This window comes from Acinetobacter zhairuonensis (assembly GCF_022601715.1).
In the GTDB taxonomy this organism is placed as follows: domain Bacteria; phylum Pseudomonadota; class Gammaproteobacteria; order Pseudomonadales; family Moraxellaceae; genus Acinetobacter.
The window spans coordinates 217,753-241,731 of sequence record NZ_JAKVIM010000003.1 but is presented as its reverse complement, the minus strand read 5'-3'; the positions used below and the strand labels follow the sequence as shown (position 1 = coordinate 241,731).

At 40.0% G+C, this 23,979-nt stretch carries 29 protein-coding genes, 1 tRNA gene and 1 pseudogene; 12 read left to right on the top strand and 19 right to left on the bottom strand.

Translation table 11 applies throughout. From position 1 onward, the window contains the following. Positions 1–161: 161 nt before the first annotated feature. The 7 genes and pseudogenes from MKI85_RS04305 to MKI85_RS04275 all read right to left on the bottom strand — a co-directional run bounded on the left by MKI85_RS04305 (position 162) and on the right by MKI85_RS04275 (position 4,845). Positions 162–926 (bottom strand): alpha/beta fold hydrolase, encoded by a 765-nt coding sequence (locus MKI85_RS04305; RefSeq protein WP_241625318.1) that lies wholly within the window; start codon positions 924–926, stop codon positions 162–164. A 144-nt stretch (positions 927–1,070) separates the two neighbouring features. Then, a complete protein-coding gene (locus MKI85_RS04300; protein WP_241625332.1) occupies positions 1,071–1,949 on the bottom strand; it encodes an MBL fold metallo-hydrolase in 879 nt (292 codons plus the stop codon). Beyond that, the gene (locus MKI85_RS04295) at positions 1,949–2,371 is read right to left on the bottom strand and encodes a YeeE/YedE family protein (protein ID WP_241625315.1); all 423 of its coding nucleotides are present in this window, start codon (positions 2,369–2,371) and stop codon (positions 1,949–1,951) included. The genes MKI85_RS04300 and MKI85_RS04295 overlap by 1 nt, the downstream gene beginning before the upstream one ends. A gap of 2 nt (positions 2,372–2,373) precedes the next feature. Next, positions 2,374–2,787 (bottom strand): YeeE/YedE family protein, encoded by a 414-nt coding sequence (locus MKI85_RS04290; RefSeq protein WP_241625312.1) that lies wholly within the window; start codon positions 2,785–2,787, stop codon positions 2,374–2,376. Positions 2,788–2,872: 85 nt separating this feature from the next. Then, positions 2,873–3,581, bottom strand: a pseudogene (locus MKI85_RS04285) (zeta toxin). A gap of 22 nt (positions 3,582–3,603) precedes the next feature. Then, entirely contained in the window at positions 3,604–3,762 is a 159-nt protein-coding gene (locus MKI85_RS04280) for a hypothetical protein (RefSeq protein ID WP_241625310.1), read from the bottom strand. 183 nt (positions 3,763–3,945) lie between these two features. Next, positions 3,946–4,845 (bottom strand): LysR family transcriptional regulator, encoded by a 900-nt coding sequence (locus MKI85_RS04275; RefSeq protein ID WP_241625308.1) that lies wholly within the window; start codon positions 4,843–4,845, stop codon positions 3,946–3,948. A 100-nt stretch (positions 4,846–4,945) separates the two neighbouring features. Here MKI85_RS04275 and MKI85_RS04270 point away from each other — a divergent pair, with 100 nt between their 5' ends. Beyond that, complete coding sequence (locus MKI85_RS04270; RefSeq protein WP_241625306.1) at positions 4,946–5,380, top strand: CidA/LrgA family protein; 435 nt, start codon at positions 4,946–4,948, stop codon at positions 5,378–5,380. Further along, positions 5,377–6,072 (top strand): LrgB family protein, encoded by a 696-nt coding sequence (locus MKI85_RS04265; RefSeq protein ID WP_241625305.1) that lies wholly within the window; start codon positions 5,377–5,379, stop codon positions 6,070–6,072. Before MKI85_RS04270 ends, MKI85_RS04265 begins: the two co-directional genes overlap by 4 nt. Before the next feature lie 18 nt (positions 6,073–6,090). On the opposite strand, the gene MKI85_RS04260 is transcribed toward MKI85_RS04265, so the two are convergent. The 11 genes from MKI85_RS04260 to ybaK all read right to left on the bottom strand — a co-directional run bounded on the left by MKI85_RS04260 (position 6,091) and on the right by ybaK (position 14,264). Beyond that, complete coding sequence (locus tag MKI85_RS04260) at positions 6,091–6,849, bottom strand: adenosylcobinamide-GDP ribazoletransferase (RefSeq protein WP_241625303.1); 759 nt, start codon at positions 6,847–6,849, stop codon at positions 6,091–6,093. Further along, positions 6,846–7,463, bottom strand: a complete 618-nt coding sequence (locus MKI85_RS04255; RefSeq protein WP_241625300.1) for a histidine phosphatase family protein — start codon at positions 7,461–7,463, stop codon at positions 6,846–6,848. Before MKI85_RS04255 ends, MKI85_RS04260 begins: the two co-directional genes overlap by 4 nt. Positions 7,464–7,473: 10 nt before the next feature. Continuing rightward, the gene (cobT, locus tag MKI85_RS04250; RefSeq protein WP_241625298.1) at positions 7,474–8,526 is read right to left on the bottom strand and encodes a nicotinate-nucleotide--dimethylbenzimidazole phosphoribosyltransferase; all 1,053 of its coding nucleotides are present in this window, start codon (positions 8,524–8,526) and stop codon (positions 7,474–7,476) included. After that, complete coding sequence (gene cobU / locus MKI85_RS04245; protein WP_241625295.1) at positions 8,523–9,044, bottom strand: bifunctional adenosylcobinamide kinase/adenosylcobinamide-phosphate guanylyltransferase; 522 nt, start codon at positions 9,042–9,044, stop codon at positions 8,523–8,525. Before cobU ends, cobT begins: the two co-directional genes overlap by 4 nt. Next, on the bottom strand, positions 9,026–9,682 hold the full coding sequence (locus tag MKI85_RS04240) for a 2'-5' RNA ligase family protein (protein WP_241625293.1): 657 nt from the start codon (positions 9,680–9,682) through the stop codon (positions 9,026–9,028). Before MKI85_RS04240 ends, cobU begins: the two co-directional genes overlap by 19 nt. A 106-nt stretch (positions 9,683–9,788) precedes the next feature. Next, complete coding sequence (gene mtlD, locus MKI85_RS04235; RefSeq protein WP_241625291.1) at positions 9,789–11,930, bottom strand: bifunctional mannitol-1-phosphate dehydrogenase/phosphatase; 2,142 nt, start codon at positions 11,928–11,930, stop codon at positions 9,789–9,791. Between the two features lie 258 nt (positions 11,931–12,188). Beyond that, positions 12,189–12,425 (bottom strand): hypothetical protein, encoded by a 237-nt coding sequence (locus MKI85_RS04230; RefSeq protein ID WP_241625290.1) that lies wholly within the window; start codon positions 12,423–12,425, stop codon positions 12,189–12,191. Positions 12,426–12,646: 221 nt separating this feature from the next. Next, positions 12,647–12,723, bottom strand: a tRNA-Met gene (locus MKI85_RS04225). Positions 12,724–12,909: 186 nt separating this feature from the next. Beyond that, positions 12,910–13,119 carry a cold-shock protein gene (locus MKI85_RS04220; protein WP_016167826.1) on the bottom strand — a complete coding sequence of 70 codons (210 nt, stop codon included), beginning with the start codon at positions 13,117–13,119 and terminating at the stop codon, positions 12,910–12,912. A gap of 147 nt (positions 13,120–13,266) precedes the next feature. Further along, complete coding sequence (locus MKI85_RS04215) at positions 13,267–13,503, bottom strand: transposase (RefSeq protein ID WP_241625288.1); 237 nt, start codon at positions 13,501–13,503, stop codon at positions 13,267–13,269. A gap of 293 nt (positions 13,504–13,796) precedes the next feature. After that, on the bottom strand, positions 13,797–14,264 hold the full coding sequence (ybaK, locus tag MKI85_RS04210) for a Cys-tRNA(Pro) deacylase (RefSeq protein WP_241625287.1): 468 nt from the start codon (positions 14,262–14,264) through the stop codon (positions 13,797–13,799). Between the two features lie 157 nt (positions 14,265–14,421). Between ybaK and MKI85_RS04205 the strand changes: the two genes are divergently transcribed. The 6 genes from MKI85_RS04205 to MKI85_RS04180 are packed head-to-tail and all read left to right on the top strand — an operon-like array spanning position 14,422 to position 20,297. Next, a complete protein-coding gene (locus tag MKI85_RS04205; protein WP_241625285.1) occupies positions 14,422–15,057 on the top strand; it encodes a CDP-alcohol phosphatidyltransferase family protein in 636 nt (211 codons plus the stop codon). A 44-nt stretch (positions 15,058–15,101) separates the two neighbouring features. Next, complete coding sequence (locus MKI85_RS04200) at positions 15,102–16,856, top strand: bifunctional alpha/beta hydrolase/class I SAM-dependent methyltransferase (RefSeq protein ID WP_241625283.1); 1,755 nt, start codon at positions 15,102–15,104, stop codon at positions 16,854–16,856. Positions 16,857–16,862: 6 nt separating this feature from the next. Next, the gene (locus MKI85_RS04195) at positions 16,863–18,215 is read left to right on the top strand and encodes a phosphatase PAP2/dual specificity phosphatase family protein (RefSeq protein ID WP_241625280.1); all 1,353 of its coding nucleotides are present in this window, start codon (positions 16,863–16,865) and stop codon (positions 18,213–18,215) included. Next, on the top strand, positions 18,212–18,652 hold the full coding sequence (locus MKI85_RS04190; protein WP_241625277.1) for a hypothetical protein: 441 nt from the start codon (positions 18,212–18,214) through the stop codon (positions 18,650–18,652). The genes MKI85_RS04195 and MKI85_RS04190 overlap by 4 nt, the downstream gene beginning before the upstream one ends. A 17-nt stretch (positions 18,653–18,669) precedes the next feature. Beyond that, the gene (locus MKI85_RS04185; protein ID WP_241625275.1) at positions 18,670–19,356 is read left to right on the top strand and encodes a lysophospholipid acyltransferase family protein; all 687 of its coding nucleotides are present in this window, start codon (positions 18,670–18,672) and stop codon (positions 19,354–19,356) included. Then, positions 19,353–20,297, top strand: a complete 945-nt coding sequence (locus MKI85_RS04180; protein ID WP_241625272.1) for a phosphatidate cytidylyltransferase — start codon at positions 19,353–19,355, stop codon at positions 20,295–20,297. The genes MKI85_RS04185 and MKI85_RS04180 overlap by 4 nt, the downstream gene beginning before the upstream one ends. 327 nt (positions 20,298–20,624) lie before the next feature. Here the strand turns inward: MKI85_RS04180 and MKI85_RS04175 are convergent, their stop codons facing one another. Next, complete coding sequence (locus tag MKI85_RS04175; RefSeq protein WP_241625269.1) at positions 20,625–21,101, bottom strand: CinA family protein; 477 nt, start codon at positions 21,099–21,101, stop codon at positions 20,625–20,627. A gap of 141 nt (positions 21,102–21,242) precedes the next feature. On the opposite strand from MKI85_RS04175, the gene MKI85_RS04170 reads away from it, so the two are divergent. From MKI85_RS04170 to MKI85_RS04155, 4 genes are all read left to right on the top strand, one after another. Then, positions 21,243–21,479, top strand: coding sequence for a hypothetical protein (locus MKI85_RS04170; protein WP_241625266.1), 237 nt, complete (start codon positions 21,243–21,245; stop codon positions 21,477–21,479). Between the two features lie 252 nt (positions 21,480–21,731). After that, positions 21,732–22,382, top strand: a complete 651-nt coding sequence (locus MKI85_RS04165; protein WP_241625265.1) for a TetR/AcrR family transcriptional regulator — start codon at positions 21,732–21,734, stop codon at positions 22,380–22,382. Between the two features lie 107 nt (positions 22,383–22,489). Beyond that, the gene (argF, locus tag MKI85_RS04160) at positions 22,490–23,410 is read left to right on the top strand and encodes an ornithine carbamoyltransferase (protein WP_241625263.1); all 921 of its coding nucleotides are present in this window, start codon (positions 22,490–22,492) and stop codon (positions 23,408–23,410) included. 91 nt (positions 23,411–23,501) lie between these two features. Beyond that, positions 23,502–23,975 carry a hypothetical protein gene (locus tag MKI85_RS04155; RefSeq protein ID WP_241625261.1) on the top strand — a complete coding sequence of 158 codons (474 nt, stop codon included), beginning with the start codon at positions 23,502–23,504 and terminating at the stop codon, positions 23,973–23,975. The last annotated feature ends 4 nt before the right edge of the window (positions 23,976–23,979 follow it).

Sequence of the window (23,979 nt, the reverse complement as noted above, 5' to 3'; positions counted from 1 at the left end):
GTAGATTCATGATGTCGAGCTGTAGCAACAACTGCGTTGTGAAGGCTACAGTCTTTGATACGTTATTTAACATAATATACATTATACGAAATCAATATAATCTAACTATATAAACTCTAGATATGCGATCTTGCATAAACAAGATCGCCGTACATCATGTTTTACGCTTTCAAAAAGTTCTGTATCTCACGCAACACTTCATCTGTTTTCTCGGCATGTAACCAATGGCCAGCATTTAAAATCTCTTTAACTTGCGCATTTGGGAATTGATGTTGAATCGCCTCAAAATGCTCTAGCTTATGTATATATGGAGATACACCACCGCGCAGGAACAATACTGGGTTTGTATATGGACTTATTTCTTTCCAAGACAATATTTCTGAATAATGCGCAAAAATTGCATTTAAATTAAAGCGCCATTTCCCTTGATGAAAAGATTTTACTAAGAATTGAATCACCATATCTTCATCAACGAATTGCTTCATGATTTCTGTCGCTTTTAAACGAGATTGTGGTGCAGCTTCCTGTACAGCAAATAATGCTTTAAAAATTTGCTCATGATGGTTTTCTTGATAAGCAAATGGTGCAATATCTAACACAACTAGACGAACTACACGATTTTCAGCCTTCTTCGCTACTTTCATGCAGATTTTTCCACCCATGGAATGTCCAATAAGGGAAAATTTTTGGATATTTAGCTCATCTAGGGTGTCTAACACGTCTTGTGCCATCAAATCATAATTCATCTGTTCACTATGCCCAGATAAACCATGATTACGCACATCTAGCTGTATTACGGTGCGTTGATCAAAAGCCCGAGCTAACATGCCTAGATTACTCAAACTGCCAAATAAGCCATGTATAAGTACAATCGGCTCTAAACCGCTTGGTTGCTCTGTTTGCTGTATTTGATAATTAAGAATCATGGTACTTCTATCAGGTATTTTTATATATAGTGGCTTTTCAATATAAAATAATCAATAAATTTGCTTAGGCTATTTATATAAACACAAAAAATCAGGGATAATAGCGGTGTATTATCCTTGATTTTTTGTATATTTATTTGATGTTTATGCTTTAGCTTTGAAAAAATTAAATGGAATTTTCAAGTAACAAATCCCATTGGTTTCTGGCTCAGGAAAGTGTCCAGCGTACATATTGATTTGTATAGAAGGTAAAATCAGTTTTGGCATCGCCAAAGTCGCATCGCGTTGATTACGCATTTGGACAAAATCTGCTTTTTCAGTGCCTGCATGAATATGAATGTTATGCTGTTTTTGTTCCGCAATACTGGTTTCATAAACAAAATGATCGCGACCTTCAGGCAAATAGTCGTGGCATAGGAACACGCGGGTTTGATCATCTAAAGCATATAGTTTTTGCACAGAATCATACAAAGTTTCCGCGCTGCCTTTAGGAAAATCACAGCGTGCTGTACCGTAATCAGGCATAAATAGCGTATCACCGACGAATACAGCATCACCAATCACATAACTTAGGCAAGCTGGCGTATGCCCAGGTGTTGGAATATTATACGCTTGTAACTCGCCAATTTTGAAATGCTCGCCATCCTTAAACAAATAGTCAAATGAGCGTGTTGAATTAAAATGTTTTGGCTCGATATGATAAATCGCTGTAAAAGTATCCTGCACAATCGCTATTTTTTCACTCATAGCGACCACTCCCCCCACCTGTTGTTTGAGGTACTGGGAAGCCGTCATATGGTCTGCATGGACGTGTGTTTCAAGGATCCACGCTACGCTTAGGCTATTTTGGTGGATATAGGCAATAATTTCATCAGCCGAAGTTGTATTGGTCGTTGCAGATGCCGCGTCATAATTCAGCACACTATCTATAATTGCGCATTGCTGACTGACTGGATCACTCACCACATAACTAAAAGTATTGGTCTCTTGATCAAAAAAAGCTTTTACAACTGGCTGATTTATCATAATTTTGCTCCCAATGTTTTGTTATACACAATAACACCGATTGCCATGGCAATAATGAAATAAAACGCCTGATAATGACCCAAACCCACCAAGGTCAGACTTGGCGCTGGACAGATGCCTGCCAATCCCCAACCTATACCAAAAATCGCACTACCTGTGATTAATCTAGGGTCAAGCTGGGTATTTTTAGGAAAAACGATAGGCTCTTTAAATACCGTTTTCGGTGCTTGTTGTTTCGACAATATTTGAAATGGAATAAAGGCGACTGCAATAGCCCCTATCATCACAAATGCCAAACTAGCATCCCAAGTCCCGAATACATCAAGAAAATTCAGCACTTTTTGCGGATTCGCCATACCTGAAAACATCAAACCTGTGGCAAATAAACCACCAAAAATAAAGGCAAATATATTTTTCATGTTTATGCTCCAAAAATATGACGCATTACAAACACTGTCACGGCGCCAGCAAGCATAAAGGTTGCTGTTGCAATGAGTGATCGTTTCGATAAACGACTAATCCCGCAAATACCATGTCCACTGGTACATCCAGAACCGAGTCGCGTACCAAATCCAACCAATAAACCCGCCAAAATCATAATGAACGGTGAACTTTCAATCTGAATCTGCGGTTGCGTAACTGCCCCATACGCAAATGGCACGATAATGAGACCCAATAAGAACCAAATCGCAGGAGTACTGAATAAGGTTTTCGGGCTAAGCACTTGTGAAATCAGGCCGCTAATTCCTGCAATACGACCATTGACCCACAAATAACCCACGGCGGATACACCAAGTAGTGTTCCACCGATAAAAGCGGTTAGATAGTCATGCATTTTCTGCGTTCCACTTAAAACAATATATGTTTTTATAATATGTTTATTTGTAAATTATTCAAGAGCAATTTTGTATGAATTTTACTCAAACCCACCTTTCGAATTCGATTAAGACTTTATCTGCAAACCATTTAAGCAATTCTTCCGAACCAGGATTCAATTTTAGCGTTTCAGCTTGCTCAATTTCAGCAAGAAATGCTGCATTTCCCCCATTCGATGAATTATCAAAAAATATGTTCGGTCTGTTGCATCAACAAATCCATACTTCTGTAATAACGCTCACGAGTCTTATGTTCGGGTACACCGTACACCATGCCCGCCCTGAGTGACTCTATATTGTACCCGCGCAATATTAATCTCAGGGCCAACCGTAGACACAAAATACAAATAGGTTCTATATCCTTGTTGTTCTGCTAAATGTAAAAACTCAACCTTTGATATATGAGACATGACTGCTTCAAAATGAAAACTGCTCTTTAAGCGAATAAAGTCTGTGATACGCTCGCATAGATAGGAATCGATTGCTTCTGGTTGGAACTGAATTAACTGAGGGCTAAGCAATACAGGCTCGTGTGTAATAAACCCGCTAATCCCGTCGTCGGTCATTGTTTTTCTTTTAAAAATTCAAGTAATGTCGATACCAATAAGCGGGATGATATGTATTCAGATTAAGCTACGCAGTAGATTTTAATTCAGCTTCCAATTCATCAGCATTTAAATAAGCACCGATATGATGTTAGTAATGAATATTCTTTGAAGGTGCTTTTCCCAGAACCTTTTGGACCAGCAAACATACGGTCTAAGTTGAGGCCTAACTTATACAGTTAGCTCATGTTTTTTCCGTTTAAAGGTTTTTGGAAGCTGCGCAACTGGCATATAAGCCTGCAAAAGATCTTTTAACACAAGCTCTTGACCATCAATCTTACGTTGCAGCATCTGATGATCTTTTACATACACCTCTTTTACACGGCGCATGCGTGTTGAATTACATGGCGAAAAGCACGTGTAGCAATTTTAGGAATCATTCCGTCATAAAACCGACTGACGCTCATAATTGGATAGGAAATTCGTTACGTACTCCATCCCTATTCATCAGGTGTGACTTTATCTTAATACATTTCACTGGGCTGTCTATTTATCACCCATGTATGATTTATACTAGAAATGAATACTTTCCAGATTATCTTGAATGATATTCAGCCAAGCTCTTGTTGCTGGTGTCATTGTGACACTACTATTCCAAGCCATTTTTAAATTCCAATTGATCTTCGGCTCTGTCAACAAGGCAATATGAAACTCATCACTGTTCAATCGCTCACAATAGGCTTGCGGCAGTAAGGCAATTCCGACATTAGATTCAACTAGCTTGGCAATAAAGTCCCATTGGCTACTGCGACAAGCCACTTTCGGCTCGAAACCCACTGACTGCGCAGCCTGTATAATCACATTGTTCAGGGTAAAGGTATTGGCATACAGCAGAAAGGACTCTTCTTGAAGCTCAATCAGTTTGATTTGTGATTTTTTGCGCCAATGTGAGTTTTTCTTTGCCAATAGACAAATGGGTGAGTTAATAATTTCAAAACCGCTGAGTAAGGGTTTCAAGTCTCCCATCACGACACCAGCATCGACCTCTTTACGAAAAATCGCTTCTTCGATGCCTGTCGCACCAACTTCCAGAAAATTCAGCTCGATATGTGGATACTGACTATGGAACTTGGCAATCACAGTACTCAACATCATGGCAGCCAAAGGCGGTAGACCGATAGTTAGCTTACCTTTCTTTAAGCCTCGTACTTGCGTCACTGTATCAAAAATACGCTGCTGCTCATTAAGGATTATTAAGGCATGTTCATACACTTGCTGCCCTACATAGGTCAGTGCTACTCCGCGTTTCCTCCCAGCTTCCCCTTTATGCAACAGCATAACACCCAATTGCTCTTCTAGAGCACGCATCGCTTTACTGATGGTTGGTTGGGTTAAATTCAGCTGTTCCGCGGCTACAGTGAAACTCTTCGTTTCTACAAGCGTGGCAAAAATCTGTAGGCTTTTGATATCCACACCAAATATTCCATATTTGCATAATTATTTTTTTATTATTCATAATTCAAACAGCAGGTCAATTCTACAATAACTACCTGTTGATTAAACTTGTTATGTCATGTCCTCTCCCAATACAGCAAAATTACACTATCTTTTAAAAGTCACTGCTCAACTTTTGTTTTTAATTGGGCTATGGTGGATTAGTGCCTTGATCCAGCAATATTTCCATCTTCCTATTTCTGCAGGTGTGATTGGACTAATCCTGCTTTTGCTTGCCCTAATGTCTGGCATGATGAAATTAGTATGGATTAAATCGGGCGCAGATTTCATTCTTGCCGAATTGGTGTTGATGTTTATTCCCTGTGTGGTGGGCTTAGTGAAATATAAGCAGCTCTTTATCACTCAAGGCTGGCAGCTCATTCTCGCGGTTATCTTGGGCACTATCTGCGTTATGGTCATGACAGCATACAGCGTACATTTTGGTTTTAAGCTCGAACGTAAACTTCAGCAAAAGCAAAATCATCGTCAGGCGAAAGTGGAAGTACACTCATGAACATCACGGCGCTCTTTTGTTTTATAGCAACCATTATCGGCTACATCTTGGCGAAAAAGCTTTATCGTCGTTATCCCTATATGTTGCTCTCCCCTGCAATGCTGGTTCCTTTTGTGCTGATTTTAATCTTGTCGGGTTTTCATATCTCCTATGACACCTATATGACTGATAATCACTGGATTGTCTGGATGCTTGGACCCGCAACCATCGCCTTTGCGATTCCAATCTATGAATATCGTCAATTAATTCGCGAACATCTGTTTTCAATCAGTCTGGGTATTGTGATTGGAATGAGTGCTGGTGTAATTAGTGCCTTTTATTTGGCGAAGCTGTTTCATTTTGACAGCCAAACCACTTATAGCCTGATGTCCCGCTCAATCTCTACCGCCTTTGCCATGGAACTGACCTCGCATATTGGCGGCTCAGTCGAACTGGTGATTTTATTTACCATGATTACAGGGATTGCAGGCGTACTTTTGGGAGATACTGTTTTACTGCTGTTAAAACTGAACTCCGCCTTTGCTCAGGGCGCTTCGCTAGGCAATGCAGCACATGGCTTCGGCACCAGTAAGGCGTTTATGCGGCACCATGAAGAAGGCGTAATTGCTTCTTTAACCATGGTTTTGGCAGGTGTTTTTATGGTGATCCTCGGGCCAAGCTTAATTCATCTAGTCTTGCGTTGCTTAGGCTAATTTTTTTATCAAGAACCCTTAAAACAAGGTGCTCATTGGTAGATAACTCAGACCTATGACAAACACCAATAAGCAAACTGTTTCGCTCAGCTCGATACTTGCACCAATCGTATCTCCTGTAATGCCTCCAAGACGTTGCAGGAACTTAGTACGTAGATGAATAAATGTTACAACCCATGCCAGACCTATAAGCAGACCCAAGCCTAAGAAATACATAACAAGGCTTAAACTTAATCCAATAACCCAATAGACACGGCGTTTAGGCAAATGCGCAGCAATACTCGAACCCAAACCATTGGAACGCACATATGGTGTATTCACAAAGAGTGCCAAAGGAATGGTTCGCCCAAGCAAGGGAAACAGCAATAAAGCGAGTGCTGCTTTCTGTTCCAGTAATACATACAGCGCTGCCCATTTTAAGACACAGACAATAATTAAACTAAGCACTCCAATGGGACCACAACTCGGGTCTTTCATAATCTTAAGGGTACGCTCTTTATCGCCAAAGCCTCCTACCCATGCATCTGCGGTATCCGCCAAACCATCCAGATGTAAGCCACCTGTAAGCCAGATCCAAAACACCAGAATCAGGCTTGAAAGCAAAACTGTAGGCAATCCTGACAGCATTAGCGACACAACATATAAGATCAGCCCGATGATTAAACCGACCACAGGATAGAATAAAATCGAATTTGCATTCTGCTGAGCCGTCGGTATTTCTTTAAGTTGAATTCGTAACGTAGTCAAGAACTGTAAAGCAATCAGAAATGGAGTCATGTTAACTCCTGCAAAGCCAAGGTCTGTGTAACCGTATCCCAGCTAAAAGAGCTGAGCTGCCCCAATTCAGCCGTCATTTTCAACACATCATCCAAGGGTTGCTGTAAGACCATACACTTTAACAGTTTAATGACCCCGCCATGCGTGACCACCAATGCAGATTGCCAACCCTGACTTTGCATCTGCTGCTGTATATTCATCATTGCTGTACTTACTCTGAGATGGAACTGCTGCATGCTTTCCGCCTTGGGAAGTATGGTCTGCGTAGGTTTCTGCCAAAAGTCTGCCAAAGTTTCAGGAAATTGTTCATACAACCCTTGGATCGACTGTCCTTCCCAATCGCCAAAATGCATTTCTTGTAGACTTTGATCCAGTATGAGTGGGATATCCCGCTCTTTAACGATGTGTTCCGCAAATATACGACAACGCTGTAAGGGTGAGGAAAAGACCACATCCCACTGCTGAGGCCGAGGTAAAGATACAGTTTGAGATTGATCTATACTACTGAGCATCTGTTGCCAACCTTGAGCCGTCAGCGCATCATCCAGTGAACCGCGTAGCGTATGACTCAGTTCACTTTCCCCATGTCGTAATAGATCAATCTGCAAATGCATGTCTAATCCCCTAAATTTTCTCACCAATCACGGCGGCTTCAGCAAATGTTGCCATTTGATTATGTAAGTGGCATGCCAGTTTAATAATCCCAAGTGCTGCACCAGCACCACTGGCTTCACCCAAACGTAAATTCAGTTTTAAAATCGGTTCTGCATTTAACTCTTGCAATAAACGTAGATGTCCATATTCGGCCGATTGATGCCCAAACAGCATCCATTCACGTACCACAGGATTCAGTTTGACTGCAACCAGTGCTGCAGCAGTACTGATAAAGCCATCGACCACCATTGGCATACCTAATTGCGCACAGCGAATATAGGCACCAACCATTGCAGCAATTTCTAAACCACCCACGGCACAGAGTGCTTTAAAGGCATCTTGCTGCACATATTCACGATGTAATGCCACGGCACGATCAATCACTTGTTTTTTATGTGCTAACTGTTCTGCACGAATGCCTGTACCGACACCTGTAAGTTGTTCGGCCGCTTCATTCAGTAACATACATGCCAAAGCAGAAGCCGAACAGGTATTGCCAATCCCCATTTCACCCGCCACATAGATAGAAGCATGTTCCTTTACTGCACGCTCTACATTTTGCAGACCCAATTTCATAGCAGCAATACACTGTGCTTCCGTCATTGCAGGCTGTTTAGCAAAATTGGCTGTACCTGGGGCAATACAATGCGTCTCTACATGTGGATATTGATAAGCATCACCCACCGTACCGCAGTCAATCACTTGTAAAGTTGCAGCATACTCTTTGGCAATGACACTAATACATGCACCGCCCGTAGTGAAATTCAGCAGCATTTGACGCGTAACTGCTTGAGGATAAGCTGAAATATTTTCTTCCATCACCCCATGATCACCAGCAAAAATGCTAATCCACGGCGCTTGAATATCAGGCTCATCGGTATTCTGCAAACTCGCCAATAAAACTGCGATACGCTCTAACTCGGACAAAGAGCCAGTGGGCTTGGTGAGTTGTAACTGGCGCGCTTCTGCACTTTGTTTTGCTGCCTCATTCGGCTGTTGACACGCCTCTAACCACCAACTCATGATTTGTCTCCTTTTAATTGCATTGATAATCCCGCCACACAGAACACCACCTTGTTGGCAAGCTGTGCCAACTGTTGATGCAGTCGCCCTGATTCATCCACAAATTTACGACTCAGCTCCCCCATAGGCACAACCCCTAAGCCCGTTTCATTACTCACCAAAATGATGGTGGAAGATAAAGTCGGTAAAACTTCAAGTAATTTCTGCATTTGTTGGGACAGTAAGCTTGGATCATCCGCCAGTAACAGATTGGTCATCCATAAGGTCAGACAATCCACCAGAATCAGCTGTTCTGGTGCATCAATCCGCTGCAAACAATCGGCTAAATACAGCGGCTCTTCGCTCAATTGCCAATATGCAGGCCGCTGTGCTTGATGATGTTGAATCCGCAGCTGCATTTCAGCATCTAAAGCCTGAGCCGTTGCCACGTAGTGAACCTGAAGCCCCGAATCTTGTGCAGTCTGTTCAGCCAAACGACTTTTGCCTGAGCGGGCACCCCCTAATATGAGTTGCAACATACGTCACCTAATGAAATGCTCTGTATAGCATGTAAAGGACCTTGTAATTCTTGTGCTTTATAATAACCAAACTTGATCTGGCTAATCTCGATTTCAAACTGTCGAGCAGGAAATGCTACCATTTTGTCTAAAATGCTTTGGCTAGGAAATGCGGCATTATATAAACCCACGGTAATATGCGGACAATAGCTTAATGCCGCAACTTCATCACTAAACTGGGCACATTGCGCTCTGATATGTGCTAAAGCCGAGTCTGTATCGATAACCTTAAGATATAAAGCACTACTGAAACTATTCAGACCACCTATTTTGAGTTTAATTTTTTGAGATAGCTGTGATTTTAAGCGCTGAAATTGTTGTTGGAATTGGGCTTGAGTGAAATCATCATCAAAATTTGCCTGATCTTTTGCCTGATCTGTGGTTAAAAAACCACAAATAAACAGTGTGATATGAAACTGACGTGTATTAGGAAGGAGTAAATATTCTGAGAAATAATCTTGAACTTGATTAAGATACGAAATCAAGTCTGGATTTTGAATTTCGATATACCACAACGCATACCGTTCCCGACCATGATGCCATTCTGGATAATCACGGCGAATCGTTGGAACAACATGACGAATGTGATCTAACAACACGTTTAATATCACTTTAAACTTCAAAGTGATATTAAAACACGTTATTTGCTCAACTCATGCAAAGCAAAGTTTATAAATATTCAACTTATGCAGAAAATAACTCAAATTATGCACAAACAGCAGATGTAGCATTTGATTCCATTAAAACTTGCTTGGGATCAAATTGATCGGGATGCTGTAGCAAATGAGCTAAGCCATTCTTTAATTGCATCAGTAACGCTTTTTGCTGTGGAATAGTGAGTAACATGTTCTCTACTTCATTTTGCATCGCGTGCATTACATCATCCAAAACCATTTGATCATGCAAAACCGCATAGGCATAACCCAATACCGCACCTGCAATCAGTTGATCATGAGGTTGTCCACTCAAGATTTGCTGCTGAATGGAAGATAAAACACGTTCACCAGACTCTAACTTACGTAGAGGATCACGTGCGACACGTGAGCACGGGTCTTTAAAGGCAAATTTACAGGATTCCATAAAACTCTGTGCCAAACGGTTTAAGTCTGCTTCCCGATGCGGTAGTTGAAGCAACAGACCTTGCTTAACTTGTGCTAAGACTTGCTGACTAAACTGCTGTATCCGAACATCCCCCATGGCGATACCAATCGTTTCATGTCCCAATAGGCTGGCATACCACGCCATCATGGCATGTGTTCCGTTCCATAAGCGGTTCTTAATCAGCTGAATTTCCGTAATATCATCGACCAGAATCATTTGTCTCATTTTATTCAACAAAGGACTTTGATTTTCCACATAAATCGGCATGTCCAATTCGGCATGGAATAAAATCAAATCCATACTCTGTAAAATATGGCTGGGTTGGAAATTGCGGCGTAAATCTTCAATATACAAAGACGCTTGATGTTCTTGAGTCGAGTCGAGCTGAGTACTTTCATCAACATCGACATGGTCAGTTTCAGCTTCTTCTTGAAACTGTTTAAAAATACTATATTTAATTTTGAGTTGACGATATAGATTCTTTTGACTCAGTTTAGACACCATACGGTTTACGACAGTATCGCAGAAAAAATGCTGTTGCAGAATTTGCTCAGTAATGGCCACACTGGTTAATTCATTCAAGGCTTGTCGCAAGTAATCCAGAAATAGCTGTTTGGCATTCACCTTATTCAAAATAATCAAAAGAGTCAGCGGCTCTTTTGATTGTCCCGCTTGACGTGTATGTCGCTCATACAGACCTTTGGCAATCATCTTTACTTCATCTGCCAAAGCGTTTTCAGGTAAACACACGGCGATGAGACTGGACTCAACATACATGTCGGTCATTTGTGCGTCATCATCCGCATCAATCACAGTCATATTTTGAATCGACTCATCATGGGAGATTTGCCCATAGCGAATGCAGTAGCCCCCAAAGGCATTGACGGCTTCACGGAATAAACCATTTCGTGTCGATGCCAAGATACGTTTAGGGCGCGTGTAGCCATCCCAATGCGACAGGATTTGCGCCAAATAGCCACCACCAATGGCGCCAAAGCCATGAATACCCACGGTCAATTGATTCAGGGTTTGCGGAAAGGAGTCTTGTAACTGTGGCAAATCCTGTTTTTCAGTAAAACCATCTAAATCAGCCAGACAATCATACATACATTCATAATAGTAATTGGCTTTGGCACGCATGTTGGCATTAGCAGGTTTAATATCCTTGAATAAAACCGTAATACCTTTGGCTTCAAAGGCAGAAGTTACACCATTTTCAGAATCTTCAAACATTAAGCAATGTTCAGGATTAAGATTTAGTTTTTCAGCCGCAGTCAGAAAGATTTCAGGATGAGGTTTGCCTTTCTCCACTTCATCGCCACACACCACTACATCAAAGAATTTATATACATTGGCATTAATCAGATATTCTTCTGCAATGGCACGGCGACTAGACGTAGCGACCGCCATACGTAAACCAGACTTTCTTAAACGCTCAAGAACTTGAACCAGCCCTTTTTTAATGGGCACACCATAGCTGCGTACGGACTCTAACTCCAATTCATCGGCACGTTTACGGATTTCGGCATAAGGAATATCAACGCCATAAGTTTCCTTTGCCAAGGCATGTGCAGTTTTGGCACTCAGTCCAAGACACGCCATTAAATAGTCATTGGAAAATGATTGTCCTATCAGTTCTTGAGATGCCTGTTTCAATGTTTGAAACCGAAGTCGCTCAGTATCAAACATTGTTCCATCCATATCAAAAATTGCACCCAAAATCACATCATCATGAAATTTCAGCATTTATGCTCCTCAAATTATTGTTATGTACAGCTTTTAGCCTAATCAAAAACACCATAGCTGAGTAAAAATGACACGATATGAAATAATTTTGATTAAAATTCACTCAAAAAAATCAACATTTGCTTATTTTTTGTTTTATTTATTAAAGGTTAAGTAACTTTATGTAAGTTTAGTATTGATCTCTGGATTTCTAAAGCACTGAAAATAAAAAACCTACTGCAAATTGAGTAGGTCAAAAAATTGGCTCAAAACACCATATTAATTTTTCATTAAAAAGGTCAATTCATAATCGTCATGGGTAATTTTAACTTTTACGCCTCGATAACAACGCTTGTCTGGATCTAATGCCGAATTAATCACTTCATCTGCAAACTTTTGATCTGCCATAAATTTTGCATAGAGCTTATAGCCAACTCGGATTTTCTTAATTTTTTTATTTTTTGCTTCGTACTTATCTATGGTCTGGTCTAAAAATTCTAAGTTCAGGTCACTCACGTATTTATCCTCTATTGTTCTAATACTATACCTTGCTTACTTGTACCTGAATTAAGCACAAATAACTAGTAGGATAAAATTAGTAGAAAATAACGGTCGATTGAGTTAACACCTACAGATATAAGAGTTTGGAATTATTGTGATTGAACCAATCTAATTCAGCAGGCATAAAAAAACCCAATCTAGGAAGACTGGGCTATAAACTTTGAATCTTTTCTCGTTGGTAGCGGGAGCTGGATTTGAACCAACGACCTTCGGGTTATGAGCCCGACGAGCTACCAGACTGCTCCATCCCGCATCAACGAGTTGACTTTATACGCCCTAATAACTACAAAAGCAAACTTTATTTAAAATTAATTATTTATTGTGCAAAAATCAATCCAATTTAGAGTAATACAATAAAACGTTCTTGCTAGCACCTATTAATTACTCATTAAAAAAGCCCGCATAATGCGAGCTTTTTGGCTTAAGCAGTTCAGACAAATTAGATTGCCGTGATACCACTTGCTTGAGCACCTTTTTTCCCTGCAGTAACAGTGAATTGTACTCGTTGACCTTCTTGTAAAGTTTTGAAGCCATTAGTTTGGATTTCGCTAAAATGAGCGAATACATCTTCACCATTATCAGCAGCAATAAAGCCAAAACCTTTAGTTTCGTTAAACCACTTTACAGTACCAGTCGTTAAATTAGACATAATATATTTCCTATATGATTGAGCTAAGAATAGAAAATAATTTATTAAACATAAACCTTAGATAAAATGAAGGATGAAAATCAACAACACAATACAATCAGTAAACACAATAAAATTATTCTTCTAATACCCAATACTATATCTCTTTTATTTGTTAAAAGATAGTGATTTTAACTTATAGAGCTTATTTAAACCAAAATAAAATGATTTACCGTCAAGATTGAGGGCACATTTTTCGCCAGACTCAAATTCAATCTGTTTACCAACTTCTACCCAACTAGCACCAAATGAATTATTTTGCTTTCTCTTCAGAGGGATAATTTTCACACGTATTTCATCGCCATTTATGGCTCTTGCTGTTGTCCAGCCATCAACAAAAATCAACTTAATTACTCATATATTAAGCCTTTGCAAACAAAAAGTATTTCATAAATAAGACCTTTAGGGAGTATAGGATTTATTCAATAAAGAGGCATTTTGCCTATGAACTTAGAATATTTACATCAGCAAAGCTTGTAGATCATCGGCATTACAATAGATGTTGAATGCCAACACGGATATCAAAACGTATCCAATTTTGAGTAGCCATACTACGCCATCTTTGCTCAGTAAGCAAACTACGTAAATGGGACTAAGCTTTTGAATTGCGCTCTATAAAATTCCATAAATCAACAAAATCAGTTATCCGCGACGTCAGCAAATACAGCGCCCAGCACAATACTCAAATCTTGTGGTGCTAAACCAATATCCAGACCACGCTTACCACCACTGACATAGATTTTTTCCAAGGCTTGAGCACTTTCATCAATTACGGTTTTCAATCTTTTCTTCTGCCCCACAGGACTAATACCACCGACCAAGTACCCCGTTAAGCGTTCTGCATCTTTAGGATCAGCCATGTGCAGTTTTTTTGCCCCTACTGCCGTAGCCACTTTCTTTAAGTTTAATAAATGATGAACGGGTAGAACTGCAACGTAATAGTTCTTATCATCGGTCACGAGCAGAGTTTTGAATACTTCTTCAACTTTTAAATTCAATTTTTCAGCAGCTTCTAAACCAAAGCTTTTGGCATTTGCATCATGTTCATATTCATGAATGGAGAAATCAATTTTTTTGCTTTTTAATAATTTACAGGCTGGTGTCATTTTTCGTCTACGTTAGAGATAAACCCAATAATTATAGGCTTTTAAGAGAGGAAATGTGAACTCTGCTTAGGCTATTGCCTTTTAAATGGCACTCCGCTTGTATTAAGGCAACTGAAATGAGTACAATTTAGCCAGAACACGATACTTAATAATTCCAATGCCCTCTATTTATCAGCTCAAACCTGCATTTCAAAATTTATTGCGACCTTTGGTTCGTCGCTTGAATCAACATGGCATAAATGCAAATCAGGTGACACTATTTGCTATGTTCATCTCACTGCTTGTCGCAGGGGTTTTAGTCTATATATTTCAGAAAGAAGCTACTGCAAATGCTGCATATTTCCTGCTAATTCCAGTATGGATGTTGGTTCGGATGGCATTTAATGCGATTGATGGCATGTTAGCCCGCGAATTTAAGCAGCAATCCAAACTCGGTGCTTATCTAAATGAACTGTGTGATGTGATCTCTGATACGGCGCTTTATCTTTGCTTTATAGTGATGAGCTGTATTTATGCACCTTTACTTTTTATGGTCGTATTTTTAGCCATCTTAACTGAATATGCTGGAGTGATGGCTCCGATTGTGGGTCAAGAGCGTCGTTATGATGGACCGATGGGGAAAAGTGACCGTGCCTTCTGGTTTAGTCTCTTGGCAATTTTTTATGTACTGAGCCAATCTTTTTCAGAACATCTCACCTTTAAATTACAACAACTCATTAGCAATGGGCTATTGGCTGTCATTCTGGTTTTGCTTTTCATTACCCTCTATAACCGCATTCGTAACGCAATCTAAATCACTTAACTATTCATTTCAATTCATCTTCAGGACTATAAAACATGCATTACAACAATAGTCAGCAATATTTTGCCAGCCATGATGGTACATCCCTGTTCTATCAACACTGGGCTTCACCAAATAACCCTGAGAAAAAAGCCATTGTAATGTTTCACCGTGGGCATGAGCATTCTGGACGGATGGAACACTTGGTTGAAGAGTTGAATCTTCCTAACTTTGATTTTTTTGCATGGGATGCTCGCGGTCACGGTGAATCTCCTGGTGAACGTGGTGATGCACCGAGTTTTTCTGCTTGCGTCAAAGATATTCAATCTTTCATCCAGCATATCGAAGCCACCTATGCCATAACCCCTGAGCATATTGCGATTATTGGGCAAAGTGTCGGCGCGGTAATGGCTGCAACATGGGTACATGACTATGCACCTAAAATTCGTGCCTTGTGTTTAGCATCTCCTGCCTTTGATATTAAGTTATATGTACCCTTTGCCCGACAAGGACTGACTGTACTGAATAAATTACGTGGTAATTTTTTCATTCAAAGTTATGTCAAAGCCAAAATGCTGACGCATGATGCTCAACGTGCACAGCAATATGATCATGATCCGAAAATTGCCCGAGCAATTTCAGTGCGCATGTTGCTTGGACTTTATGATGCTGCCGAGCGTTTGGTTGCAGATGCGCAAAATATCTATGTCCCGACCCAAGTACTCTGTTCAGGTGCAGATTTTGTAGTACAACAAAAACCGCAAAGAGAATTCTATGAACGTTTGGCACATCCCAATAAAGAGTTTCATGTACTCGAAGGTTTCTTTCACGATACCTTAGGTGAACAAAACCGAGATGTTGCCGTACAAAAAGTCAGACGTTTTATCCTGCAATGTTTTGCTGAACCTTATCAGCTTCCTGCTGTTTTAAATGCTGATAAAATTGGTGCCAGTTGTTCTACGGCGGAACAGTTTAGCCAAGCACTACCAAAAACATCCCTGAAGCAATTGTTTTGGAATCTGACCCAACGTCAACTCAAATTCGGTAGTCAATTTTCAAAAGGGCTCAAAATTGGCGAAGAAACAGGTTATGACTCTGGCAGTACCTTAGACTTTGTTTATCGCAATCAGTCCGAAAGCCAGAACCTACTCGGTAAAATCATTGATCAACAGTATTTAAATGCGATAGGTTGGCGCGGTATTCGCACTCGCAAACAAAATATTGAAACGTTACTAGAAAAGTATGCGGCCTTATTGATTAAAAAACGCAAGCCTGTCCGTATTTTGGATATTGCCGCTGGGCATGGGCGTTATATTCTCGATGCCGTTGCACAGCTGCCTAAACTACCTGAATCCATTCTACTCCGTGACTATAGCGCACTCAATGTTGAAGCTGGACAAGCCTTAATTCAGGAAAGAGGCTTAAGCCAAATTGCCAATTTTGTCCAAGCGGATGCCTTTGATACTGAATCGCTGGCAAGCATTAAGCCTAAAGCCTCTTTGGCCGTTGTTTCAGGTTTATATGAGCTGTTCAGTGATAACGATCTATTACGTCAATCTCTGACGGGACTGAATAAAGCCATGTTAAAAGATGGCTATCTGATTTATACCGGACAGATCTGGCATCCACAGCAGGAATTTATTGCCCGCGCGCTCACGTCGCATCGTCAAGGCGAAGCGTGGGTCATGCGCCTACGCTCACAAGCGGAAATGGATGCACTGGTCGAACAAGCAGGCTTTAAGAAAATTGACCAATGTATCGATGAGTTCGGTATTTTCACGGTTTCAGTTGCGCAAAAGATCGAGTCCTAAGCTTCCATGCAAACATTTACTCATCAGGCAGGCACATGGAAATGGGGTGTTCTCGGCCTGCTCTTTCTTGCCCCATTCTTCTTTCTGACTTATGGCTTTGCCAATCAGTATGCTGCTGGACTCAGTGATGTCCCGAGCATAGTGTTCTCGTGGGAAAAACATATTCCCCTATGGGCTTGGACGATTGTTCCTTATTGGTCAATAGACTTGTTTTATGGTCTGTCTTTGCTGCTGTGCTGGAATAAATTTGAACTTAAGCAGCATGTCCTGCGTTTATTCAGCGCGCAACTCATTTCGATTAGCTGTTTTTTGTTGTTTCCACTGAAATTCACTTTCGAGCGCCCTGAGTTACACGGCTTCTTTGGTCTTTGGTTTGATATTTTGATGGGTTTTGACAAACCCTTCAATCAAGCACCATCCTTACATATTGTACTGTTGATGATCTTGTGGGATTTCTACCGTCGTCATGTAGCTTCAGCTTATCGTTGGATCGTACATCTGTGGAGTTTTCTGATTGGTTTATCGGTACTGACCACTTGGCAACACCATTTTATCGACATTCCGACAGGAATATGGGTCGGTGCGTTCTGTTTATGGCTCTTTCCTCTAAATGCGATATCGCCAATTCAAGCACAAAAAGTACAACGAAGAACCCACCGACATTTAAAATTCGCCAGTTATTATCTGATTGCAGCCGCAGCTCTGGCATTTTTGGCACTTTATTTACAAGGATGGGCACTTTGGTTAGCTTATCCAGCCGGTAGTTTTCTCTTGGTGGCTGGTGCATACGCGCTGAATCGACCACATTTTTTCCAAAAACAAGCTGATGGCAGTATGAGCATTGCAGCATGGATTTTGTTTGCCCCATATTTTTACTTAGCCAAGCTGAATAGTCGTCTCTGGACCAGATCACATAGCAATGACTCATTAATTTTGAGCAGTAACAACATCCAAATTTTTCTAGGGCGAATTCCATCCCATCAACATGCAAAATCGTATTCAGGCTTATTTGATTGTTGTGCTGAACTTCCACTAAAACAACAGCAATGCTATCAACAATATTTAAGTCTGGATTTAATTCCATTACAACCCGAGCAATTACATTTGACTGTTCAGGCATTCGATCAATTCATGTCTCAACAGCAAGCTGGTAGTAAAGTTCTAATTTTTTGTGCTTTAGGCTATTCACGTAGCAGCAGTATCCTAGCAGCTTGGCTCATTCAAACTGCTCAGGTGGACAATGTTGATGCAGCCATTCGCATCATCCGCCAAGCTCGACCATGGATTGTACTGAACACTCATCAACTTGCTTATATCGACACTTACCAGAAACAATATCTACAGCAGGTCAAGACATGAAATTACTGATTGTCGCCAAACTTCTAGAAAATTCGGATGGTATCCGGACTTCAGGCTATATTGCTTTTAGCTTGTCTATTTTGGCGTATTTTTTTTATGCTTGGCAATCTATAGTGATTTATCTTTCACTGATTGCTATTTTTGGTTTATGCCTGCTACAACACTATCTCAGTATTCGGATTCAATTTGATGCAGAACTGCTGAAGTTAATCGCTATAACACCTGAAACTACCGATACAGAAATGAATTTAGCTCAGCAAACCGCCGTACTGGATCGTAGCTTACTCGAGTTAGGACTGATTCCTGTAGACAAGACTCAGCGTAGTTGGGAGATTCGTATTCAAGGCTGTATGCGCTTATTTAAACTGCATGTAGCTGTGGTCTTATGCCAATATATCGTTTTAATATCGCTCATGATATTTTTATTGAAACAATAATAAAATTCGGTGACTTTATGCAAAGTACAAATTCCTCCCCAGTTGAAGCAGGACATAAAGCACATTATCTAACGCAAGTGTTGGGACGATTTATAGCCTTTCTCACCCGTCGCAGTGCACGCCTTTTAACAGGTGCACGTAGCTTATGGGTCGGCTGTAAACCTGCTACCAAGCAGCGAATTTACTATGCCAATCACAATAGTCATATCGACTTTATTTTATTGTGGTCCTCCTTACCAACACCTGTGCGCCGTAAAACGCGACCTGTTGCCGCATCAGATTATTGGCAAAAAGATGGATTCCGCCGTTTTCTGATTTATGACACTTTTACAGGCGTGACCATTCAAAGAAGTCATGATGGTCAGTCCGATCCGCTTGAACCGATCAAAACCGTACTCCAGCAAGGCGATTCCATTATCTTTTTCCCTGAAGGTACGCGCAATTTAAATGACGATGTAGAACTACTACCTTTTAAAAGTGGGCTCTATCATTTAAGCCAGCAATTCCCTGAAGTAGAAGTTATTCCAGTTTGGATTTCCAATCTTAAACGGGTTATGCCTAAAGGTGCTTTAGTCCCACTACCGTTATTATCGACCGTGATTTTTGGCGCCCCCTTAATCATCACTCCAGATACCAATAAAACCGACTTCCTAAAACAAGCACAACAGGCACTTTTAGAGCTAAAAGAGGTTGAATTCCAATGACCGTCTCTAATTTACAGCAGACCTATTTGCTGTTTGCTATTTTTACTGGAATTTTGATTTTTGCCTCAACTATCGGCTGGATATTAAAACAACGGGCTGGTCATCAGGCTGCTCCTGTCATTGATAATCTTAATGCACGGATTAACGCTTGGTGGGTCATGCTAATTGTGCTTGCCACCGCAATCTTGCTGGGCAAAGTCACCTTCATCCTATTATTTGCTCTTATCTCGCTTTTTGCGTTAAGAGAATTTATTAGCTTACTACCGACGCGCCGTGGAGATTATTTTCCTTTACTTATCGCCTTTTATTTTGTTATTCCCTATCAATATTACTTAGTCTATATCGATTGGTACGGCTTGTATTCCATTTTCATTCCCTTGTATGTGTTTCTATTAATCCCGATTGCCAGTTTAAAACAAGAAGATACCAAACACTTTTTGGAACGCAGCGCTAAAATTCAATGGGGTTTGATGGTATGTGTGTTTTGTATTTCGCATGTGCCTGCTTTAATCAATTTAAAACTACCAGGCTTTCAAGGTGAAAAAATTTGGTTAGCCATATGGCTAATTATCGTGGTGCAAGCTTCAGATGTGTTGCAATATGTCTGCGGGAAACTTTTCGGGAAGCATAAAGTTGCACCGATTCTTTCCCCCTCAAAAACTATTGAAGGACTTTTGGGCGGTATCGTACTAGCAACAGGTTTAGGCATTCTAATGAAATGGTTAACACCATTTAGTTATTGGCAAGCTGCGCTCATTGGTTTAATTGTCTGTGTCTTTGGCTTTTTTGGTGGACTGGTCATGTCTGCCATCAAAAGAGATCGTGGGGTAAAAGATTGGGGACAATTGATTCATGGACATGGAGGTATGCTCGATCGTATCGACTCAATCTGTTTTTCCGCACCCATCTTTTTTCATATTCTACGTTACTGGTGGAGCTAAAACTCAGTTACTTTAGTCACACAGCATAAACCCTAGCCATGAAACTAGGGTTTATTTTGCTTGGTCAAACATTGCGCTGTTCACCAGATTGTTAATGCATCATTTGCCCAAAGGCGTAAATTACTATCATCAACATCAATACCGACGATGACGTTATTAATAATTCTAAAGCTTTCATACCACCCCACCTCCATTTCTTGAGAGGTAGTTCTATTTAGACATGTTTAGACTACATTTACAACCCAAAAATGTGACAAATTTTGACATTTACAAACAAAAATAAAACATTATTAACCAATTCAAACATTCGGAAAATTATTCAAATACTCATTCTTGCGTAATCAGTTCAAAAACAGAAGTTGCAACATATTCAGTCAAAATCTGTAACCGCTGTTCGGGGGTACCTGCAATCAAATAACGATACTCGTAATATTTTTCTTGAAATAGGATGGAGATATAAAACGTGCCTTCGGGTTTTTCCGCTGTTGCACTCCCTCCAGATTTTAATAGTCCTGTACAAGCAACAATGACATTCGCAGCAACAAAAAGTTTTGCTCCTGCTTCCGCTAAGGCATGAGTGACTTCCGCAGATTCAGCGGAATAACGTTCAATTAACTCGGGGCAAATATGTAACACCTGAACTTTAATGCTTGGGTCATAGCACACCAGACTACCCAGCAGAATGTCTGCACCACTATGTTTATGAATCGAAAATTGACTACACAAATATCCTGAACTCGCACTTTCAATAAAGGCAATGGTAAGTTGTCTTCGTTCTAATTCATCACAGCATTGCTTCAGCATCAACGTCCCCAAAAAATTTCAAATTGAATATAAAGTGCTATTTGTCCAATTCCTAGTCAAACCATAAGCATAACGGTTTATTCACCCGTTAAAAACTGATACAACTAAAAATAAAGCATGGACATAAAGGCAGAGATTACAATGAAAACGACCGTCAAATATGTGGTTTTAAAAAGTAAGGATTATCAACTTGGCACACCACTGTTTGAAGAAGAACTTGATGCAGATGGTCAATATTTTGACCAGATTCCCCTCGTAGTTCACTTCCAAAACCGTGATTTCAAAGTCAAAAGTAAAGAGATGCAACGTAAGCAAATTCAAGATGACTTTGAAGAAAGCCAAACTATTTTGGTTAAAGTCATTGCACTGGATGCTTAATCATCGACCAGTCGATATAAGCTTGTAGGTAGAACATGGGGAATAACTTCTCCATGTTACTGCAATGGGATAAACCCAACACTCATTTTATAATAACAACAATTTCAGCAGTTTAATCTTCAAAACATATCATTTGATGCAATGAATAAACCACATAACACGAGAAATACATATAAATACTAGGGTTTAAGAAATCTTGTGCAAACTTTTGCTATAATTTCAAGTAAAATTTAAGGGCTCCCTTTTCAGATTATGCATGATCTAGCTGATTTAGAACCACTCGCACGTGACATTCCTCAGACCAAACGCGGTCATGAGCGATGTCATGCACTCTTAGAAAGTGCAAATGAGTTGTTTTTGCAGCACGGCTATGATGCCGTTTCACTCGATGATATCGTGAATCATGCTGGAGGATCTAAAGCATCCATTTACAAATATTTTGGTAATAAAGAAGGACTTTTTGCTGCCATCTGCGACTTTCGCCGTGAACAGTTCTTTAAAGATATTTGCACCCCTTTTGATTTTACCAAGGATGATTTACGCACTTATTTGATTCAGACCTTATTAAACCTACATATGCATTTGGTATTACCCACGAATGCTGCTTTCTTCCGTTTGATTATGGAACAAACCCAGCGCAGTACTCAGCTAGCGCAACACATCCATGAACAAGGTCCAAAACACATTCAAACCGTTATTTCTAACATTTTAGCTAAAGCAGATGAGCTAGGATTAATTACCTGTACAGAACCTGCTTACTCAGCACAACTATTCTTTGGCATTGTCAGAAATTTGGAATGGCAGGTGCTCATGAACATCTATGTTCAAGAAAATGAGCAAGAAAACTTAAAATATATTCATTATTGTGTTGATCGCTTCTTAGACGGTCATCAAAAAGCCTAGATTTTTTGCATTTCCTAACCTTTATAGTATATAACTGTTAGTCTTTTCTTTTAACCAACCAACAACTAATTGTTGTACTTAAAGACAGCAATTATTGTGGAGTAACCATGGCTCTACGTCACTTTCTCACTTTACGCGATTTATCGACTTTAGAACTCAACCAAATTTTGCAACGTGCAATCGAACTGAAACGAAAGCAACACAACAATGAAGTTTTTCAACCTTTTGTTGGCAAAGTAATGGGCATGATTTTTGAAAAATCGAGCACCCGAACACGCGTTTCGTTTGAAGCTGGTATGAGCCAATTTGGTGGTAGTGCAATCTTTTTGTCTCCACGCGATACTCAGCTTGGTCGTGGTGAGCCAATTGAAGATTCAGCTCGTGTCATTTCAAGCATGTTGGATATCGTCATGATCCGTACTTTTGGACATGAGATTGTTGAACGTTTTGCCTCTTATTCCAAAGTTCCTGTCATCAATGCTTTGACTGATGATCATCATCCATGTCAATTGCTTGCCGACATGCAAACTTTCCTTGAACACCGTGGTCCAATTGAAGGTAAAACCGTAGCTTGGATTGGTGATGGCAACAATATGTGTAATTCATATATTGAAGCAGCACACATGTGGGGCTTTAAATTAAAAATAGCTTCACCTAAAAGCTATGAGCCGCAAGAGAAATTCTTATCTGAATTTGCTCACTGTGTCGATTTAGTTGACTCAGCAGAAGATGCTGCTGTAAATGCAGACCTGATTGTGACTGATGTTTGGGCAAGTATGGGACAAGAAGAAGAACAGAAAATTCGCGAGAAAGCTTTTGCAGATTATCAAGTCAATGAACGCTTAATGAATCTTGCTCATCCTGATTGTTTATTTATGCACTGTCTACCAGCACATCGTGGTGAAGAAATTTCAGAAACCATGTTGGATCACATGAATGCTGTGGTTTGGGATGAAGCTGAAAATCGCTTACATGCGCAAAAAGCATTGATTGAATTCCTCATCAATGAAAATCTGAAAAAAGATTAGAAATTAGTCTTAAAAAAAGCACCTTAAGGTGCTTTTTTTATAATTGCGACGATATAATCAAAACCATAAGCTCTATAAGTGATTTCAACACATGCAATTAAAAAAGATAATTTTAGGTGTATTCACCTGTTCACTCACCACAGTTACACTCGCACAACCTACCGACTTAGATCAATATTTATTAAAGAAAAAAATTGTCGATCAAAATTACAGTATTAAAAATACTACTGCGTTAAATGAAATTCTAGATTACATCAGTGATGAAGATTCACGAACCATGCCTTACCAGCTAGATCAAAACATCGTGATAGAAAAAATGCGTTTATATGCAGATCACGTTGAGATTTCAGGCTTAATTACTTCGCCTGATTTCAAACAGTTTGCTCAGGATATTGGTGATCGCCAAGTGCATGAAATGATGAAAAAAAACTTGGTACATAGTTGTCCTAAATTTTTTGAGCATCAATTTCAGCGAGTCAATCCTTATCAGGTTAAAATCAAACTGACAGCAGAACAGAAAAATTATGACCTCAGCCTAAAAAACTCAGACTGCAATTTTGAATAAAATA

Excerpts from the sequence above, each read along its gene's own strand:
- MKI85_RS04260 (WP_241625303.1), bottom strand. The coding sequence starts at position 6,849 with ATGACTCCATTTCTGATTGCTTTACAGTTCTTGACTACGTTACGAATT.
- MKI85_RS04280 (WP_241625310.1), bottom strand. The coding sequence starts at position 3,762 with ATGCGCCGTGTAAAAGAGGTGTATGTAAAAGATCATCAGATGCTGCAA.
- MKI85_RS04205 (WP_241625285.1), top strand. The coding sequence starts at position 14,422 with ATGCCCTCTATTTATCAGCTCAAACCTGCATTTCAAAATTTATTGCGA.
- MKI85_RS04290 (WP_241625312.1), bottom strand. The coding sequence starts at position 2,787 with ATGCATGACTATCTAACCGCTTTTATCGGTGGAACACTACTTGGTGTA.
- MKI85_RS04180 (WP_241625272.1), top strand. The coding sequence starts at position 19,353 with ATGACCGTCTCTAATTTACAGCAGACCTATTTGCTGTTTGCTATTTTT.
- MKI85_RS04170 (WP_241625266.1), top strand. The coding sequence starts at position 21,243 with ATGAAAACGACCGTCAAATATGTGGTTTTAAAAAGTAAGGATTATCAA.
- MKI85_RS04165 (WP_241625265.1), top strand. The coding sequence starts at position 21,732 with ATGCATGATCTAGCTGATTTAGAACCACTCGCACGTGACATTCCTCAG.
- MKI85_RS04190 (WP_241625277.1), top strand. The coding sequence starts at position 18,212 with ATGAAATTACTGATTGTCGCCAAACTTCTAGAAAATTCGGATGGTATC.
- MKI85_RS04270 (WP_241625306.1), top strand. The coding sequence starts at position 4,946 with ATGTCCTCTCCCAATACAGCAAAATTACACTATCTTTTAAAAGTCACT.
- cobT (WP_241625298.1), bottom strand. The coding sequence starts at position 8,526 with ATGAGTTGGTGGTTAGAGGCGTGTCAACAGCCGAATGAGGCAGCAAAA.
- ybaK (WP_241625287.1), bottom strand. The coding sequence starts at position 14,264 with ATGACACCAGCCTGTAAATTATTAAAAAGCAAAAAAATTGATTTCTCC.
- cobU (WP_241625295.1), bottom strand. The coding sequence starts at position 9,044 with ATGTTGCAACTCATATTAGGGGGTGCCCGCTCAGGCAAAAGTCGTTTG.
- MKI85_RS04305 (WP_241625318.1), bottom strand. The coding sequence starts at position 926 with ATGATTCTTAATTATCAAATACAGCAAACAGAGCAACCAAGCGGTTTA.
- MKI85_RS04155 (WP_241625261.1), top strand. The coding sequence starts at position 23,502 with ATGCAATTAAAAAAGATAATTTTAGGTGTATTCACCTGTTCACTCACC.
- MKI85_RS04220 (WP_016167826.1), bottom strand. The coding sequence starts at position 13,119 with ATGTCTAATTTAACGACTGGTACTGTAAAGTGGTTTAACGAAACTAAA.
- argF (WP_241625263.1), top strand. The coding sequence starts at position 22,490 with ATGGCTCTACGTCACTTTCTCACTTTACGCGATTTATCGACTTTAGAA.
- MKI85_RS04175 (WP_241625269.1), bottom strand. The coding sequence starts at position 21,101 with ATGCTGAAGCAATGCTGTGATGAATTAGAACGAAGACAACTTACCATT.
- MKI85_RS04185 (WP_241625275.1), top strand. The coding sequence starts at position 18,670 with ATGCAAAGTACAAATTCCTCCCCAGTTGAAGCAGGACATAAAGCACAT.
- MKI85_RS04200 (WP_241625283.1), top strand. The coding sequence starts at position 15,102 with ATGCATTACAACAATAGTCAGCAATATTTTGCCAGCCATGATGGTACA.
- MKI85_RS04265 (WP_241625305.1), top strand. The coding sequence starts at position 5,377 with ATGAACATCACGGCGCTCTTTTGTTTTATAGCAACCATTATCGGCTAC.
- MKI85_RS04255 (WP_241625300.1), bottom strand. The coding sequence starts at position 7,463 with ATGCATTTGCAGATTGATCTATTACGACATGGGGAAAGTGAACTGAGT.
- mtlD (WP_241625291.1), bottom strand. The coding sequence starts at position 11,930 with ATGCTGAAATTTCATGATGATGTGATTTTGGGTGCAATTTTTGATATG.
- MKI85_RS04295 (WP_241625315.1), bottom strand. The coding sequence starts at position 2,371 with ATGAAAAATATATTTGCCTTTATTTTTGGTGGTTTATTTGCCACAGGT.
- MKI85_RS04195 (WP_241625280.1), top strand. The coding sequence starts at position 16,863 with ATGCAAACATTTACTCATCAGGCAGGCACATGGAAATGGGGTGTTCTC.